This window comes from Deinococcus betulae (assembly GCF_020166395.1).
GTDB lineage: Bacteria > Deinococcota > Deinococci > Deinococcales > Deinococcaceae > Deinococcus > Deinococcus betulae.
In genome coordinates this window covers 130124-146408 of record NZ_JAIQXU010000004.1, presented here as the reverse complement: position 1 = coordinate 146408, position 16285 = coordinate 130124, and the positions used below count along the sequence as shown (strand labels likewise).

General features: G+C 64.8%; 15 protein-coding genes. 7 read left to right on the top strand and 8 right to left on the bottom strand.

Features of this window, described 5'->3' with window-relative positions; genetic code table 11:
* Position 1: 1 nt before the first annotated feature.
* From cysT to K7W42_RS05095, 5 genes are all read left to right on the top strand, one after another.
* The gene (gene cysT / locus K7W42_RS05115) at positions 2-847 is read left to right on the top strand and encodes a sulfate ABC transporter permease subunit CysT (RefSeq protein ID WP_224572845.1); all 846 of its coding nucleotides are present in this window, start codon (positions 2-4) and stop codon (positions 845-847) included.
* Entirely contained in the window at positions 844-1656 is an 813-nt protein-coding gene (cysW, locus tag K7W42_RS05110) for a sulfate ABC transporter permease subunit CysW (protein WP_224572843.1), read from the top strand. The genes cysT and cysW overlap by 4 nt, the downstream gene beginning before the upstream one ends.
* Entirely contained in the window at positions 1653-2639 is a 987-nt protein-coding gene (locus K7W42_RS05105) for a sulfate/molybdate ABC transporter ATP-binding protein (protein WP_224572841.1), read from the top strand. The genes cysW and K7W42_RS05105 overlap by 4 nt, the downstream gene beginning before the upstream one ends.
* Positions 2640-2776: 137 nt before the next feature.
* Complete coding sequence (locus K7W42_RS05100; protein ID WP_224572840.1) at positions 2777-4177, top strand: selenium-binding protein SBP56-related protein; 1401 nt, start codon at positions 2777-2779, stop codon at positions 4175-4177.
* A gap of 8 nt (positions 4178-4185) precedes the next feature.
* A complete protein-coding gene (locus K7W42_RS05095) occupies positions 4186-4839 on the top strand; it encodes a hypothetical protein (RefSeq protein WP_224572838.1) in 654 nt (217 codons plus the stop codon).
* 210 nt (positions 4840-5049) lie between these two features.
* Here K7W42_RS05095 and K7W42_RS05090 read toward each other — a convergent pair whose 3' ends face one another.
* The 8 genes from K7W42_RS05090 to K7W42_RS05055 all read right to left on the bottom strand — a co-directional run bounded on the left by K7W42_RS05090 (position 5050) and on the right by K7W42_RS05055 (position 13729).
* Entirely contained in the window at positions 5050-6246 is a 1197-nt protein-coding gene (locus K7W42_RS05090; RefSeq protein WP_224572836.1) for an acyl-CoA dehydrogenase family protein, read from the bottom strand.
* A 453-nt stretch (positions 6247-6699) separates the two neighbouring features.
* Entirely contained in the window at positions 6700-7467 is a 768-nt protein-coding gene (locus tag K7W42_RS05085) for a uroporphyrinogen-III synthase (RefSeq protein ID WP_224572834.1), read from the bottom strand.
* Between the two features lie 180 nt (positions 7468-7647).
* Positions 7648-8835 (bottom strand): aminotransferase class I/II-fold pyridoxal phosphate-dependent enzyme, encoded by a 1188-nt coding sequence (locus K7W42_RS05080; RefSeq protein WP_224572831.1) that lies wholly within the window; start codon positions 8833-8835, stop codon positions 7648-7650.
* A 275-nt stretch (positions 8836-9110) separates the two neighbouring features.
* Positions 9111-9815, bottom strand: a complete 705-nt coding sequence (locus K7W42_RS05075) for an ABC transporter ATP-binding protein (protein WP_157458441.1) — start codon at positions 9813-9815, stop codon at positions 9111-9113.
* The gene (locus K7W42_RS05070) at positions 9812-10585 is read right to left on the bottom strand and encodes an ABC transporter ATP-binding protein (RefSeq protein WP_224572829.1); all 774 of its coding nucleotides are present in this window, start codon (positions 10583-10585) and stop codon (positions 9812-9814) included. Before K7W42_RS05070 ends, K7W42_RS05075 begins: the two co-directional genes overlap by 4 nt.
* Positions 10582-11508: a branched-chain amino acid ABC transporter permease gene (locus K7W42_RS05065; RefSeq protein WP_224572827.1), complete on the bottom strand. Its 927-nt coding sequence runs from the start codon at positions 11506-11508 to the stop codon at positions 10582-10584. Before K7W42_RS05065 ends, K7W42_RS05070 begins: the two co-directional genes overlap by 4 nt.
* A 1-nt stretch (position 11509) precedes the next feature.
* Positions 11510-12484 carry a branched-chain amino acid ABC transporter permease gene (locus tag K7W42_RS05060; RefSeq protein WP_224572824.1) on the bottom strand — a complete coding sequence of 325 codons (975 nt, stop codon included), beginning with the start codon at positions 12482-12484 and terminating at the stop codon, positions 11510-11512.
* Positions 12485-12559: 75 nt separating this feature from the next.
* Positions 12560-13729 carry an ABC transporter substrate-binding protein gene (locus K7W42_RS05055; protein WP_157458438.1) on the bottom strand — a complete coding sequence of 390 codons (1170 nt, stop codon included), beginning with the start codon at positions 13727-13729 and terminating at the stop codon, positions 12560-12562.
* A gap of 203 nt (positions 13730-13932) precedes the next feature.
* Between K7W42_RS05055 and K7W42_RS05050 the strand changes: the two genes are divergently transcribed.
* Positions 13933-14883, top strand: a complete 951-nt coding sequence (locus K7W42_RS05050) for a methyl-accepting chemotaxis protein (protein WP_224572822.1) — start codon at positions 13933-13935, stop codon at positions 14881-14883.
* Complete coding sequence (locus K7W42_RS05045; RefSeq protein WP_224572821.1) at positions 14880-15854, top strand: FadR/GntR family transcriptional regulator; 975 nt, start codon at positions 14880-14882, stop codon at positions 15852-15854. The genes K7W42_RS05050 and K7W42_RS05045 overlap by 4 nt, the downstream gene beginning before the upstream one ends.
* The last annotated feature ends 431 nt before the right edge of the window (positions 15855-16285 follow it).

The following is a 16285-nucleotide window of genomic DNA, read 5'->3' as shown; positions in this document are numbered from 1 at the left end:
CGTGACCACCGTTCCCGCCGTTCGGCAGGCCCGCAGGCATGTCCTGCCGGGCCTGAACCTCACCCTGGGGTACGCCACGCTGTACCTCAGTCTGATCGTGCTGATTCCCCTAGCCGCCCTGGTCTTTAAGGCCGCTTCCTTGGGCCTGGACGGCATGGTGGACGCGGTGAACACGCCGCGCGTGCTGGCCGCTTTGCGGGTGTCCTTCCTGACGGCGCTGGCGGCTTCGCTCATCAATCTGCCGATTGGGCTGATCCTGGCCTGGACCCTGACACGTTACCGGGTGCCCGGCCAGCGCTTTGTGGACGCCCTGATTGACCTGCCGTTTGCGCTGCCCACAGCGGTGGCGGGGATCACCCTGACCACCCTGCTGGCACCCAACGGCTGGCTGGGCGCACCTCTGGCCGAGGCCGGTATTCGCCTCGCGTACACCCCGGCCGGCATCGTTATCGCGCTGATTTTCATTGGCCTGCCGTTTGTGGTGCGTAGCCTACAGCCGGTCCTGGAAGACCTGGGCCCGGAACCCGAAGAAGCGGCCCTGAGCCTGGGGGCCACCCCCAGCCAGACCTTCTGGCGCGTCACGCTGCCCGCCCTGTATCCGGCCCTGCTCAGCGGCTTTACGCTGGCGCTGGCCCGCACCATTGGCGAATACGGCTCGGTCGTGTTTATCAGTGGCAACCTCCCCTTTAAAACAGAAATTGCGCCGCTGCTGATCGTCGGCAAACTGGAACAGTTCGACTACGCGGGTGCCGCCGCTGTGGCCGTCGCCATGCTGGTTATCTCTGTGACGCTGCTCTTGGTAGCCAACACTGCGCAGGCGCGCCTGGGCCGCCGGGGTGAGCGGTGAAGCTCGCCCGCTGGTGGCCCACCTTTATGGTCGGCCTGACCCTCCTGCTGGTGGGGCTGCTGCTGGTCCTGCCGCTGTCGGTGGTATTCCTGACAGCTCTGCGCAGTGGCCTAGGGCCTTACTGGCAGGCGCTGCACACCCCAGACACCCTGGCCGCCGTGCGGCTGTCTTTGCTGACGGCCTTGATTGCCGTGCCCCTCAATACCCTGTTCGGGGTCAGCGCGGCCTGGGCCACCGCCAAGTTCGACTTTCCGGGGCGCAGCCTGCTGCTGACCCTCATTGACCTGCCGCTGGCTATTTCGCCCGTCATTTCCGGGTTGGTATACGTGCTGCTGTTTGGCCGTCAGGGCTGGCTGGGCCCCTGGCTGGAAGCCCACGACCTCAAGATCATCTTTGCGCCGGCTGGGATCATTCTGGCCACCACGTTCGTGACCTTCGCCTACGTGGCGCGGGAACTCATTCCGGTCATGCAGGCCCAGGGCCGCGATGATGAGGAAGCGGCCCTGACCCTGGGCGCCACCGGCTGGCAGACCTTTACCCGCGTGACCCTGCCCAACATCCGCTGGGCGCTGCTGTACGGCGTCATCATGTGCAACGCCCGCGCCCTGGGCGAGTTTGGGGCGGTGTCGGTCGTGTCCGGCAAAATTCGCGGTCTGACCAACACCCTGCCTCTGCACGTCGAGATTCTTTACAACGAATACCAGACGGTCGCGGCCTTCGCCGTGGCGTCGCTACTGGCCCTGTTCGCCCTGATCACCCTGGCCGTCAAGGCCCTGATTGAAGCCCGCACCGGGAGAGCCCACACGTGAGTATTGACGTCACCCACATTGGCAAGCAGTTTGGCACCTTCACCGCCCTAGCCGACGTGACCCTGCATGTCCCTGACGGACAACTCGTGGCTTTGCTGGGTCCCAGCGGCAGCGGCAAAACCACGCTGCTGCGGGTGATCGCCGGCCTGGAGCACCCCGACACCGGCCGCGTGCACCTGACGGGTCAGGACGTAACAGATGCCGGCCCCGGCGACCGGGGCATCGGGTTCGTGTTCCAGCACTACGCCCTGTTCAAGCACATGACGGTGTTCGAGAACGTGGCGTTTGGCCTGAGGGTCAAGCGCGGCGCCGCTCGCCTGCCCGCCGCCATGATCCGGGAGAAAGTCATGCGGCTGCTGGGGCTCGTGCAGCTGGACTGGGCGGCTGGCCGCTACCCGTCTCAGCTCAGCGGGGGTCAGCGGCAACGGGTGGCCCTGGCCCGCGCCCTGGCCGTCGAGCCCCGCGTGCTGCTGCTGGACGAACCGTTCGGGGCGCTGGACGCCGCCGTCCGTCAGGAACTCAGAGACTGGCTGCGCCAGCTGCACGACGAGATTCACCTCACGAGTGTCTTCGTGACCCACGACCAGGCCGAAGCGATGGAAATTGCTGACCGCATCGTGGTGTTTAATGCCGGCCGCATAGAGCAGGAAGGCACCCCAGCTGAGGTCTACGACGCCCCGGCCACGCCGTTTACCTACCGCTTTCTGGGCCGCGCCAACCTCTGGACACAAGACCAGCAGACCGAGGTGCTGGTGCGGCCTCAGGACCTGACCCTGCACGCGCAGCCCGCCGCCGACAGCCAGGCGGGCACCATCTCGCGGGTGCATGTGGTGGGCCATGAGGCGCGCATTGAGGTGCAGCGGGCGGCCAGTCTGCCGCCGCTGGAACTGCACCTCCCGAAAGCGGCTGTGACCGTGCAGGTGGGCCAGCCGGTGCATGTCACGGCCCAGCACACTGCAGCGTTCGCGCGGCCGACCAGGTAAGGCTCGCCGGCAGGGCGGCTCTTTCGCTGCTCAGGGGCGCCTTTCGCCGCCGCCACCCAGTTGTGCGGTCATCCCCAATATAAATTTGATAACTTTTGTCAACTATCCTTGCAGGGCCTTTTCAGACAGGAGCTTCCATGTCGTCACGAACCTTCCGGCCAGACCCCACGTTTTACCCGTCGCCCAGCATGGCCCAGAGCGCGCCGCGCGAAACCCTGGCCTACGTGGTCGAGATTGACGCCACCGGCCGCACCCCAGACGCTCTGGTGGTCCTGGACCTTGACCCGTCCTCCCCCACCTACGCGCAGGAGGTGGGCCGCCTGGACATGCCCAATCTGGGCGATGAGCTGCACCACTTTGGCTGGAACGCGTGTAGCGCGGCGCTGTGCCCCACCATGCCCCACCCCCACGTAGAGCGGCGTTACCTACTGGTGCCGGGCCTGCGCTCTTCGCGGCTGTACATCATTGATATCAAGCCTGATCCCCGGCAGCCGACGATCCACAAGATCATCGAGCCGCAGGAACTGGAGGCCAAAACGGGCTACAGCCGGCCCCATACGGTGCACTGCGGCCCCGACGCCGTGTATATGAACGCCCTGGGGTCGCCTTCGGGCGACGGACCTGGCGGCATTTTTGTGCTGGACCACACCACTTTTGACATCAAGGGTGCCTGGGAAAAGAACCGTGGGCCGCAGCACCTCTCCTACGATTTCTGGTGGCACCTGGGGCACGACACCATGCTGACTTCAGAGTGGGGCACACCGAACATGGTGGAACAGGGGCTGAATCCCGAGATTCTGCTGGCGGGCGGCTACGGCCACAGCCTTCATGTCTGGAACATGCGCACGCGCGAGCATGTCAAAACCCTGGATCTGGGCGCCGAGCAGCAGATGGTGCTGGAACTGCGCCCCGCCCACGACCCCCGGCAGACCTACGGCTTTGTGGGCGTGGTGACCAGCCTGGCTGACCTTTCGGCGTCCGTATGGCTGTGGCATCTGGACGGCACCGAATGGAAGATTCAAAAGGTGATTGAGGTGCCCGCTGAACCGGCCGACCCCGCCGACCTGCCGCCGCTACTACAGGGGTTTGGGGCTGTGCCGCCCCTGATTACCGACATCAATCTCTCGCTGGATGACCAGTTCCTGTATGTCTCGTGCTGGGGCACTGGCGAACTGCGGCAGTACGACGTGAGCAATCCGTTCGAGCCGCGCCTGGCGGGCTCGGTACACCTGGGCGGCATCGTGCGGCGCACCGGCCACCCCCGCTCAGACGAGCCGCTGACGGGCGGACCGCAGATGGTGGAAGTCAGCCGGGACGGGCAGCGCGTCTATGTCACCAATTCTCTGTACGCGTCCTGGGACGACCAGTTCTATCCAGCGGGAATTCGGGGCTGGGCAGCCAAACTGGACGTGCAGCCTGGCGGCGGCCTGACCCTTGATCCCGACTTTCTGGTGGACTTTGGGGAGAAACGGGCCCACCAGGTGCGCCTGCAGGGCGGAGACGCCTCGTCCGACTCATTCTGCTATCCCAACCCCTGAGTGCCGGCATGAACGATGCGGTCACCTGGCCCGCGCTGCTGCTCCTCGGCGGCCTGCATGGCCTTAACCCCGCGATGGGTTGGCTGTTTGCCGTCGCACTGGGCCTGCAGCAGCGGGCGCCAAAGGCAGTCTGGCGCGCGCTGCTGCCTATTGCGCTGGGCCACGCGCTTTCCATTCTCCTCGTGCTGCTGCTGGTGGGGCTGGCTGGCCTGGTACTGGACGGCCAGGTGCTGCGATGGGTGGGTGCAGGCGCCATCCTGGCGTTTGGGGCCTACAAACTGCTGCGGCCCGACGCTCATCCCCGCTGGGTGGGCATGAAAGTCGGTTTCCGCGACCTGACGCTCTGGTCGTTTCTCATGTCGACCGCCCACGGCGCCGGGCTGATGCTGCTGCCGCTGGTGCTGCCGCCTTCCGGGCACGCAGACGCCCTGCACCATGCCGCGCACAGCGGCCACCTGATGCCCAGCACGGCGCCCGTCTGGGCCGGGCTGGGTGCAGTGGCCGTACACACGCTGGGCATGTTCACCGTCATGGCCTCTGTGGCGCTGCTGGTCTACCACTACGTGGGCCTGACCATTTTGCGTCAGGCGTGGGTCAACCTGGACCGGGTCTGGGCCGCTGCCCTGCTGGCAGCTGGCACAGCGACCCTTCTGTGGCGCTGAGCCTGATGTCTTCTGTTATGAAGTCACACCAACGCCAACCACGCCATGTGCAGGTCGTCAAGGGCTGGCCCAGATCCCCTGCCAGAGGCTGCTGAGTTTGAAAGGCCGTCCAGTCGCCGCATTCCCCTGAATGTGCTCCTCTTTCACTTGCATCCAACAGCCCAAAAGAAGGCCACACATCCTCTTCCGAGTGTCGTGTGGCCAACCTCTTTAGGAGTACTGAGTCACTGCCGGCCAGGTGTCATTCAGCAATTGGTCGCCAATTTCTTTCAACTTGTAGTCCACAGGGTCGTGAAGGGTAAAGGTCCGCAGGTCCCGCCAGAAACGGTCGAAGCCCAGTTCTGTCGTCGTGGCGCGCGGCCCCAGGAGTTCAAAGAGGCGGCTGGTGATCTGCAGGCCCGCCTGGGTCGCGCTGACCTTGGCGGCAAAGACGTCAACCGCTGCGGCGCCGCGTTCGGCGGCGGTCAGAGCCCACTCCTGGCGCCAGGCGGCCTGAACTGTGGTCGCCGCGTGACGGGCCAGCGCCAGCGCCCCCTGCAGCGCCACCCAGAGTTCGGCGTACTGCCGCAGCACGTAAGGGTCGTGACTGGCCTGCGTGACGCCAGAGGTCAACCAGGGCCGGGCCTGGGTGCACAGGTAGTCGCGAGCTGAAACCAGGGCACTTTCGGCAATGCCCAGGTAGATAAACGTCTTCGTGGCCTGCGAGATAACGCCAGAAAATGTCGAAAACGCCTGCTCGGACGACGAGCCACTGAGGATTTCCTCTGGCCCGAGCTGAACCCCATCAAAGTTAACCGTGCCGCTGGCTGTCCGGCGCTGACCAAACGAGTCCCAGTCCTCCTGAGCGTGTATCCCCTCGCGGTCCTGCGGCAGGACAAAGGTGACTGGGTCCCCGCCGTCTGCGGGCACAGCACTGAAGAGTCGCTGGTCGCCCACCGCCACGCCTGTGCCGAAACCCTTAACGCCATTCAGGCGGAATTCGCCTGCACCGGTCTGCGTGAGCCGCAGCCTGGGGTCGCGGGTGTTCAGCGCATTGGCCCAGAACCACTGGTGCTCGGCGGTGCCCCGGTAATAAAAGGCCTGCTGCGCCGCGCTTCCCGACAGGTGAGGCGCAATCAGCAGGCCCAGGTGATTGCCATACAACTGGCCCAGAGAGCCGCTGTCATGAGACAGTGCCCGCACGACTTCCAGCGCCTCTGGCCAGGTGCCGCCCTGACCGCCGTAGTGCCGGGGCACCACCAGGTCAAGCAGGCCCGCCGCGCGCAGCAAACGCACTTCTAGGTCAGGCAAACCAGCACTGCGGTCGCGCTGGACTGCCGTGGCTGCCAGCGCACCAACGACCTGGCGAGCCCGTTCAAGCGGCGTGTGTCCCGAAAAGATGGAGGGTTGATGGTCCGTACTGGTCATGAGACATCCTGAAAAAAGACACGCCGAGCCTGGAAAGGATCAGCAGGTGGAGGGAGAGCGGAGGAGGGTTGGTGGCCTGGCAAGCGACCACATTCTAGTTGACCAATGCTGTCAATTAGAATGCCGTTCTTCGTCTTGACCGTCGAGGGTTGGTCAAGCCGAACTGGCCCTTCGGCGGGTGCCTGAATTTGGCAGCGAGTCTGAGAGGTTGACGCCGTCTGGGCCATCAGGACCGCTGGTTCAGCGCACCAAGGGCCTCTCCGCTGCGCTAGAGCAACTCTGTGACACGCGCAGCCTGTTCTTCCAAGCAGCCGTTCGGCCCTTGAATAAACGAACCACCTGAAAAATACGTCCAGGCCCCGACTGAGGCGCAAGGCTGCCACCGGAGCGCCGTCTCTGTCACAGAAGTCGCTCCGACTTCACTGAGGGGGCGTCCCCGAGTGGCCGCCTGGGCTATCCGGTGCGGCTCAGGCGCTGGGCCATGACGCTGTGGGCCTTCTCCGCCGCCAGCCGTACCAGCGTGGTCATGGTGTGCGGGTCGGCTTCCAGGTCAATCCGGAGGCCCAGGTCGGCGGCCGCCTCACTGCACGCCGGGCCAATACTGACCGTGACCAGACGGTTCAGGCCGGCGCGGGCCTCTGCCTGAAGCCCAAGCCTCTCCGCATATTTCAGGAAATGGAGCAACTGCGTGCCTCTCGAAAGCAGCAGGACATCAGGCCCACCCAGCACAACGTCGCGGACCGCTTGAGCGAGGGGAACAGGATTGATCGGAAAAGCGCAGTGGTAGACGGGCAAGCTGGTGACCCGAATGCCGGCGGCACCCAGTTCACGGACCAGGGCGGCCGGCATGGCCTCGCCGTATTCAAGGATGACCGCGTGCTGGCCCCGCGAGAGGGTGGCCAACAGGTGTTCGGCCACCTGGGGCCACAGGTGAGGCCGGGTCTTCTGAACGCGGCCGAGCCCGAAATCGCTCAGCACACGCGCTGATATGGGGCCGAGCGCAAGAAAAGGCACGTTCTGAAGGGCCTCAAGTTTAGTAGGGACCAGCGCCTGAAGGAACGTCCGGGTGCCTACGCCAGCCTGACAAACGACAGCGTGTATATCTCCGGTCAGCAGGTGCCGCTGAAACAGGGCCAGGGCACTGCTCAAATCAAGCGGCCGTTCGCGCATGCTAGGCGCAACCTGAGGGATTCCCCCGTAGGTGCGGATGAGGGCCTGCATGTCCTCGCTGCGGCGGGATTCCAGGCTCAGGACATGGAGACCAGCGAGAGCGGCTATGGGAAACCTCTGGGGCAGGTAATCATGCTTCCAAACCCTACGAGAAGATTACAATTTTTGTCAATTATTGACTGGAATACATCCCGAACTGCTCCGATCCACTTGAGGGAACTCTGTCAGGGTTCAGCTGTGCTGTACCTGAACAGTCGCTGAAGGTACTGGCACTCGGGCCAGTCGGCGGGCCGCCTCGTCCAGCACCTCACCGGACTTGCAGAAGGCGAAGCGTAGCCTTGGGACCAGCGGCCGGGTCGCCTCGCTGTAAAACACGCCCATTGGCAGCGCAGCCACTCCACCTTCGGTGAGGAGGAACCGGGCCACTTCAGCCTCATCCTGGCCCAGAGCAGAGACATCTGCGGTCAAAAAGTAGCCGCCCTGCGCGGGATAAGGCGGTAAACCGGCAGCCGTGAGTGCCGCCGCCAATTGGTCACGCCGCTGCCGGAAGGTCTGTGCCGTCACTGACAGGGTCTGCGTGTAGGTCAAGGCCACAGTCAGGGCGACCTGAAGAGGCGTGGGCGCCGCAAACGTCACGAAAGTGTGACCCGCCCGGAGGGCCTTACTCACCTCAGGAGAGGCCACGGCCCAGCCCACCCGCCAGCCCGTCACGGAAAAGAGCTTGCCCGCCGAGCCGATGGTGACGGTCCGTTCGCGCATGCCCGGCAACGACGCGACCGAGACATGCTCGCCTTCGTAAACGAGGTGACTGTAGACCTCATCAGCCAGCACATACAGGTCAAATTCCAGCGCCAGCTCGGCCAGGCCGGCCAGTTCGGCGTACGAGAACACCTTGCCGGTTGGATTATGGGGGGTGTTCAGAATCAGCGCTTTGGTCTTTGGCGTCACGAGGGCCCGCACGGCCTCCAGATTCAGGCACCAGTGGCCAGCTTCATCAGGCACCAGGGCCACGCGGCGCACGACCCCCTGCGCAAATTCGACCTGTGGCGCGTACATGTCGTAGCTCGGTTCCAGAATGACCACTTCGTCGCCTGGGTTGACCAGGGCCTGGATAGCAGCGTGCATCGCCTCTGTGGCGCCCACGGTTACCGTTATTTCTGTCTCGGGGTCAGGGGCAAAGCCACAGCTGGGTGTCAGGAAGGTGGACAGCGCCTGCCGCAGCTCAAGGAGACCGGCAGGCGGCACATACTGCTGTGGGCCAGCTGCTGCACTCCGTAAAGCGTCAAGCATGAAAGGCTCGGGGGCAAAGTCAGGAAAGCCCTGCCCAAGATTCACGGCCTGATGGACCGCCGCGAGCCGGGTCAGTTCACTGAACACAGAAGGGCCAAAGTTGGCCAGGCGGGTCGCCAGTGGCTTCATAGTGAAGTTCACTGTAGCGGGTGAAGTTTAGGATGTGCCTGCCGCGGTGAGGCAAAGTTGAAGAGGGGTCGAACTACAGGAGAGATGCCCTGCCTGGTGTCGAGACAGGCTGAGGGTTTAGGGCCGCTTGAATTGTGGCTGACCCTTGTGGCGCCTGCTGATGACCTGAAGAAGACCCAGGGTGCGAAAAGCAGCCGCACCGACCAGCTCAAGAAAGGAGGCGCGGCGTGTCCCCGCCAACTGAACGAGAACACGCCGGGCTTAAAGAAAGGCCCCTAGCCGCCCAGGTAAGCGTGCAGCACCCGTTCGTCGTTGACCAGGTCGGCACTGACGCCGCTGAAGGTCAGTTGCCCGGCCTCCAGTACGTAGGTGCGGTGGCTGGCATTCATGGCCAGGCGGGCATTCTGCTCCACCAGCAAAATCGTGACGCCCTGTTCGTTCAGTTCGCGGATGATGCTAAAAATCTCGCGCACGATGATGGGGGCCAGGCCCAGGCTGGGTTCGTCCAGCAGCAGCAGTTTGGGCCGGCTCATCAGGGCGCGGGCGATGGCCAGCATCTGCTGCTCGCCGCCGGACAAGGTGCCCGCCAGCTGCGTGCGCCGCTCGCCCAGACGGGGAAAGCGCTCGTACATTTCGTAAAGGTCCGCCCGGAAGTTGCCCTTCCGGGTGTAGGCGCCCAGTTCCAGATTGTCCTGCACGCTCTGGCGGGCCAGCACCTGTCGGCCTTCCGGGCTCTGCGCAATGCCCAGGCGCACAGCTTGATCGGCAGGCGCGCGGGTGATATCGCGGCCTGCAAAGCGAATCTGGCCGGCCACCGGGCGCAGCAGCCGCGACACGGCGCGCAGGGTGGTCGTCTTCCCAGCTCCGTTGGCGCCAATCAGCGTGACCACCTCGCCCTCCTGCACAGTTAGCGACAGGCCCCGCACGGCCTGAATGGCGCCGTAGTTGACGCTCAGATTCTCGATTTCCAGCAGCGTCATTCTTCGCCTCCCAGATACGCTTCAATCACTTTCGGGTCGCGCTGCACGGTGGCGGGGTCGCCCACAGCGATCAGCTTGCCGAAATTCAGCACCGCCACCCGGTCACAGAGGTTCATGACCAGCGGCACATGGTGTTCAATGACCAGCACCGTTAGGTTAAACTGATCGCGCACCTGGCGGATAAAGGCCGTCAGCTGGCCCTTCTCGGCGGTGTTCATGCCAGCGGCCGGTTCGTCCAGCAGCAGCACGCGCGGCTCGGTGGCCAGAGCGCGGGCAATTTCCAGGCGGCGCTGGTCGCCGTAGCTGAAATTGCCCGCCAGTTCGCCCGCGCGGTCGCTCAGGCCGACCAGGTCCAGCAGGTCCCAGGCGCGGCGCTCGACGGCCACTTCCTCGGCCCGCGCCCCGCCAAAAACGCCGCGCCACAGCCCCGCGTGGGTGCGGGTGTGCTGGGCAATCTTGACATTCTCCAGCGCGGACAGGCCCCGGAACAGACGGATGTTCTGAAAGGTGCGGCTCAGGCCAGTCTGCGCCACGCGGTGCGGCGGCAGGCCCGTAATCGGCTGGCCCTGGTAGCTCAGGGTGCCGCTGGAAGGAGGCGTCAGGCCGGTCATCAGGTTAAACAGGGTGGTCTTGCCCGCGCCGTTGGGCCCGATCAGACCGAAGATCTCACCCTCATGGACATCGAAAGAAACGTGGTCCACGGCGACCAGACCGCCGAAGCGCCGGGTCATCTCGCGGGCTTGGAGGAGAGGAGTGGAGGAGGCTGTCATGGCTGTTTCTCGTAGGCCGGCGCCAGGGGACGCTGCGGGGGGCGGGGCCGGGTCAGGCGGGCCAGGGCCCCGACAATGCCCTGCGGCAGATACAGGCTGGCCACCACCAGCACCAGGCCGTTGATCACCAGGCGCCAGTCGGCCAGGAACCGCAGCACCTCGGGCACGGCGGCCAGCAGCGCGCCGCCCACCACGGGGCCCCAGATGTTGCGGCTGCCGCCAATCAGCACCGCGGCCAGGATGGTGATGGACGAGTCGAACGTCCCCTGCTTGGCATTCCAGGTGTTCAGGAAGGGCGCGCTCATGGCCCCCACCAGTCCCGCCAGGGCCGCGCCAATCACGAAAGCCAGCACCTTGTACTGGGTGGGCGGCACACCCATGGCGTCGGCAGCCAGTTCGTCCTCGCGGAGGGCGCGCAGGGCCCGGCCGACCCGCGAGCGTTCCAGCTGCCGCGTAAACAGCAGGGTCAGCGCCAGTAGGGGCCCGAACAGAAAGATGTACTGCCAGCGGTCCTGAAACCCGAAGGTTTGCGGAATGCCGAAGATACCCACGGCGCCGCCCGTCACCGTCAGGTTCAGCGCCACCACCCGCAGGATTTCCACGAAGGCGATGGTGGCCAGCGCCAGGTAAATGCCGCGCAGCCGCAGCGCCGGCACACCCACCACCACGCCCAGCAAGCCGCCCAGCACGGCCCCCGCCAGCCAGGTCAGCGGAAAGATGCCCTGCCCCAGCGTGTCCCGCAGGCCTGCAAACGAAGGGTTGGTGAGCAGGATGGCGGCCACGTACCCGCCCAGAGCGTAGAAGCCGGGGCTGGCCAGGCTCAGTTGACCCGCCTGCAGCGGGAAGTACAGACTGAGGCCCAGCAGACCCGCTTGCAGCATGGTGGCGATCAGAAAACCGTAGGTTTGGAGAAAATCGTTCACGTCACACCTTCTGAATGGCGCTGCGGCCCAGCAGCCCCTGCGGGCGCACCAGCAGAATGGCGAACAGCAGCGCAAAGGCCACCGCGTCCTTGTAGGCCGAGTAGTCGGCGGGCACAAAAGCTTCGGCCAGCCCGATAACCAGCCCGCCCAGCACCGCGCCCGGAATACTGCCCAGCCCGCCCAGCACGATGACCGCCAGCCCCTTGAGGCCGTAACTGACGCCGAAATACGGTCCAGCCACGCCAAAGGCCGTGCCCACCAGGGTGCCGGCCAGGCCGCCCACAAAGCCCGACAGGAAAAAGGTAATGACGATAAAGCGGTCCACGCTGATGCCCAGCAGGCTGGCGGTGCCCGGATTTTCTGCCACCGCCCGCAGCGCCTTGCCAATCTTGGTGCGGCCGATGACAAAGCCCAGCACCGTTAGCATGACCAAGCTGACGGCAAAAATGATGACCTGGACCGTCCGGAGAATCACCACGTTGCCGCCCAGCGTGAACGAGAGGGCGGGCGGCGTCTCGCCGTAGGCGTCCGAAGGGAAGTTGTAGATTTCGGCGCCCACCAGCAGCTGAATCAGGTTCACGATCACCAGGGCCACGCCCAGCGAACTGACGAGGGCCAGCAGGGGGTCGGCGCCGCGCGAGCGCATGGGCCGGAAGGCCAGCCGCTCAATCAGCACCGCCACCAGACCTGCGCCCACCGCGCCCAGTAGGGTGGCCAGGGCGAAGGTCAGAGGCTGGCCCGAAAACGGCGATCCGTCTGGAAACAGGTTCACGCCTTTCAGGAGCCCGTTGTTCTCAAATTGACCCACGACCAGCGTGTAGGTGAAGTATGCGCCGAGGGTAAACACGGCGCCGTGGGCGAAATTGATGATGCCCAGAATCGAAAACACCAGAGTGTAGCCCAGCGCGAAAATGGCATACACGCTGCCAATTGCCAGGCCGTTCAGCAAGTTCTGCACCAGTTGACTGGCTTCCATGTGGCTCCTTCAAAGGGGAGCCGCCAGCCTGGAGGGCAAGCTGGCGGCACGGGGAAAAAGGCGACTGGGGCGCCGTTACTTCAGGTACACAAAGCTGCCGTTCTTGGCGTCTTTCATGCGAATCTGCGCCACGTAGAACTCTTTCTGAATGACCTCGCCTTCCTTGTCAAAGGAGATCAGGCCCAGCGGCGTGTTGTATTTGCCCAGCAGAATCTGCTTGTTCAGCTCTATGCGCAGGTCGTCCACGTCCCAGGTGGTCAGCTTCTTCTTGCGGTCAATGGCCTTCAGGGCTTCGACCATCACCTGCACGCCGGCATACGCCTGGGCGGCAAACTGCGGCGGCGCCTTCTTGTACTGCGCGGTGTACTCCTTCACGAACACCTGGTTGGCCGCGCTGCCCTGATTGGGGCTGTAGGCCTGGGCGATAATCACGCCGTCACACAGCTTCTGGCAGACCGGAAACATGTTGGATGTGTTCAGGCCGTTGCCCCCGATAATCAGGCCCTTGTAGCCCAGCTGGCGCAGCTGCTTGACGAGGTTGCCGCCGTCGGCCGCCAGCCCCGAGATAATCACGAGGTCCACCTTGGCGTTCAGCACGGCCGTCACCTGCGTGGTGAAGTCTGTGTCAGTCGTCTGGAACTTCTGCACGGTCGAGAGGGTCAACCCCTGGGCCTTGACCGTTTCCTGAAAGGTACCAGTTTCGCTGGTGGAAAAAGCGTCGTTCTGCGCGTACAGCACGGCCACGTCTTTGATCTTGGGATCCAGCTTCAGGGCCTGTTTCACGGCGTTGGGGGCGACCACCGCCACCGGAGCCGACACCCGCGCCACGAAATTGCCGATCTGCGGAATGCCCTTGGCGGTGTTGCTGGGGCCCAGCACCGGCACCTTGGCGCGCTCGGCGATGGGGTCAGAGGCGAACGCCTGCTGCGACAGAGTGGGCCCCACGATGCCCAGGACCCGGTCTTTGGTAATCAGGTTCTGGAAGGCGTTGATGGCGCCGGCCTCGTCGCCACCCGTGTCCTGAAACACCAGCTTGAAAGGCGTGCCGTTGATGCCGCCGCGCGCATTCAGGTACTTCTCGGCAAATTTGGCCCCGATCACCTGTTCCTGGCCCAGCAGCGCCGTGTTGCTTGTTTGTGCCACGGCGACGCCAATGCTGATGGTGTCAACCTTTTGGGCCTGAGCTAAGCCCAGGGTGAGCAGCAGAGCCGCAGAAAGCAAACGGGGAAGAGTGGTCCGGATCATGGCAACTCCTTGGGGGCTGTCCTGGTGTCTCCAGGCAGCGAAAAGCGGTGTTCAGCACGCACTTTTAGGCTTCAGCGCCCTGCGGCGAACTTGTGTTGAAGGACACGGCGAGTGTAGGCTGCACTTACTTTCAAGTCAACTGTTTCAATGTTCAGATCAATGGACTGAGTTCAAAGATTCTGCCTGAATCACCTGGAGTCTTTATGACTGTCACCACCACCCGTGTGCCCCTCATCGTTCCCCGCTCAGAGCGCCGCCTGGGTCTGCGCACCAAAGCCCTGCTCATCACGGTGCTGCCGATTCTGCTGCTGGGCCTGCTGGTGGCGCTGACCCTGGTGGCTCAGCGCCGCGCCGAACTGAACGCTGTCTCGCGGTCCCTCAGTGCTTCAGTGGCCAGTGTGCTGGCCAGCAGCCTGGATGTCACAGACTTGACCCAGGTAAATATGCAGCTGCGCGCGGCGGTGGCGTCGCCCAGTGTGGCCTTCCTTGACATTCAGCCCGCGGGCGACGTCCCCAGATATTTCATCAGCGACGCGCCGCAGACGGATTGGCTGCTGCGGACGCAATTGGACACTTTCTTAAACGCCCAGCCGGCGGGCAGCCACCTGGCACTGTCAGACACGCGTGCCGACGCCTACCGCGCGGCCCAGGCCACCCTAACTGCGGCGGCGCCCGACAGCGTGCGCGAACACCTCCAGGCAGCGGTGACGACGCTGGACGCCACACGCGGCCAGCGCCAGACTTACGAGGTGACGCAGCTGGCGGTGTACGACACCCAGGCGGGCCGGGCCCTGCGGCTGCCGGGACAAGCCGCGCCGCAGGGAACTCTGCTGTTTCACCTGACGATTGGGGTCACGCTGGGTGACCTGAACGCGGTCCTGTCGCGGCAACTGTGGCTGGTGCTGCTGGCCTGCGCGGTCACGGCGTTGACGGCGGCCTGGCTGGCCTACCGCGCGGTGCGGCGTCTGGTGGGGGTCATCCTGGCAATTACCGACGCGGCGCAGCAGGCCAGCCTGGGCCAGTTGGACGGCCCCATCCAGATTCGGTCGGGGGGCCGTCCCGACGAACTGGGAGATCTGGTGACGGCCATTGAGCGCCTGCGCGTGAGTCTGCACCTGGCGCTCAGCCGCCTGCGCCCTGGGGGCCGGCCATGAGTGAGGGCACCTTTCCTACCGAAGCGCTGGACAAGCGGTCGCTGGGCGAACACATCGCCGTGCACCTGCAAACGCTGCTGCTGGACGGCCAGCTGCGGCCTGGCGATACCCTGCCCAGTCAGCGGGAGCTGGCCCAGCGCTACGGCACCAGCGTGGCGGCGGTGCGCGAGGCCATCAGTATTCTCTCGGCCAGTGGCGTGGTGGACGCCCGGCCTGGGCGCGGCACCGTGGTGCTGCCCGTCACCCAGCAGGCCCCCAGCATCAACCTCTGGCTGGGGGCGGTGCACGACGAGGTCGAGGCCCGCGCCTTCCTCGACACCCGGCAGGTGCTGGAGCATTACACCATTGCGCAGGCTGCCCGCCACGCCACGCCCGAACAGCACACTGAACTCTTGGAGCACCTGCATGCCATGCGGGACGTACAGGGCGACCCGGAAAGTTTCATTCAGGCTGACCTGGCGCTGCACCTGGCAGTGGCCCAGGCGGCGGGGAATCCGGTGGTGCTGCGCCTCTTGCGGGCCATTCACATGCCCCTGGCCAATCTGCTGCGGGCGGTCAGCACCGAGCTGCTGCAGGGTGGCCGCTTCCCAGCGCTGTACGCCACTCACGAGGACATCATTCACGGCATCATCCGTGGGGACGCGGCAGGCGCCACCCGCGCCTTTGACCGGATGCTGGACCAGACCACTGAAGGCGGCACCCTGGAGCGCGCCCTGGGCGGGGGCGCCGCGCCTGAGCCGCCGCTGGGGACTGGCTTTCTGGAAGACCTGCACTGGAACCTCACGCGGCTGATTGGCCCGATGGCCGACGTGCTGATTCCGGAGGCGGCCAGTGAGCTGGGAGTAGACCCTGGCGGCCTGACCTGCACCCATCTGGACCGATATCTGGCCGCCCTGGCGCGTCAACTGCCCGGCGCCAAACAGGCCGAATGGCAGGCGCTGGCCGAATTGCTGGAAAAGCGGTACAGGTAAGGGGTTGTGGTCCTGCGTCTGCCTATTACGGTCTCGTCTGCCGCCAATGATACGGACTCCGGGACACGACCTTCACCGGGCAGGCGGACAAAAAAGCATTTGACTGCTTCGGTAGCTTGACGTTGCTGAAGGAGCATATCGAGGACAGCGCCGTTTTTATCCTCACCGCTCCAAAGCCACTGCTTGTTTCCACCACCCCGAGCGCTGACCTTGTCCAGAGACCACCGGGAACCACGCCAGGGTTCCCAGTGGCGGAGTTCCTCGGTCAGAAGCGGCGCAAACTTGCTGTGCCACTGATCCAACGGCTCATGCCTGACTACGGCGCCTTGATGATGAAGCCGTTCCTGAACACCCTACTGGCTGAGGGAGAGCGGTGGGACTGCGCTGGGGCGTCAACGATGACGCTGGTGGGAAGACAGTGGCGATTGGGC

Coding starts and splice junctions, on each gene's coding strand:
- K7W42_RS05085 (WP_224572834.1), bottom strand. CDS start 7,467: ATGCAGGCCCTCATCCGCACCTACGGGGGAATCCCTCAGGTTGCGCCT.
- K7W42_RS05070 (WP_224572829.1), bottom strand. CDS start 10,585: ATGACAGCCTCCTCCACTCCTCTCCTCCAAGCCCGCGAGATGACCCGG.
- K7W42_RS05100 (WP_224572840.1), top strand. CDS start 2,777: ATGTCGTCACGAACCTTCCGGCCAGACCCCACGTTTTACCCGTCGCCC.
- K7W42_RS05095 (WP_224572838.1), top strand. CDS start 4,186: ATGAACGATGCGGTCACCTGGCCCGCGCTGCTGCTCCTCGGCGGCCTG.
- K7W42_RS05080 (WP_224572831.1), bottom strand. CDS start 8,835: ATGAAGCCACTGGCGACCCGCCTGGCCAACTTTGGCCCTTCTGTGTTC.
- K7W42_RS05075 (WP_157458441.1), bottom strand. CDS start 9,815: ATGACGCTGCTGGAAATCGAGAATCTGAGCGTCAACTACGGCGCCATT.
- K7W42_RS05060 (WP_224572824.1), bottom strand. CDS start 12,484: ATGGAAGCCAGTCAACTGGTGCAGAACTTGCTGAACGGCCTGGCAATT.
- K7W42_RS05045 (WP_224572821.1), top strand. CDS start 14,880: ATGAGTGAGGGCACCTTTCCTACCGAAGCGCTGGACAAGCGGTCGCTG.
- K7W42_RS05055 (WP_157458438.1), bottom strand. CDS start 13,729: ATGATCCGGACCACTCTTCCCCGTTTGCTTTCTGCGGCTCTGCTGCTC.
- K7W42_RS05090 (WP_224572836.1), bottom strand. CDS start 6,246: ATGACCAGTACGGACCATCAACCCTCCATCTTTTCGGGACACACGCCG.
- K7W42_RS05050 (WP_224572822.1), top strand. CDS start 13,933: ATGACTGTCACCACCACCCGTGTGCCCCTCATCGTTCCCCGCTCAGAG.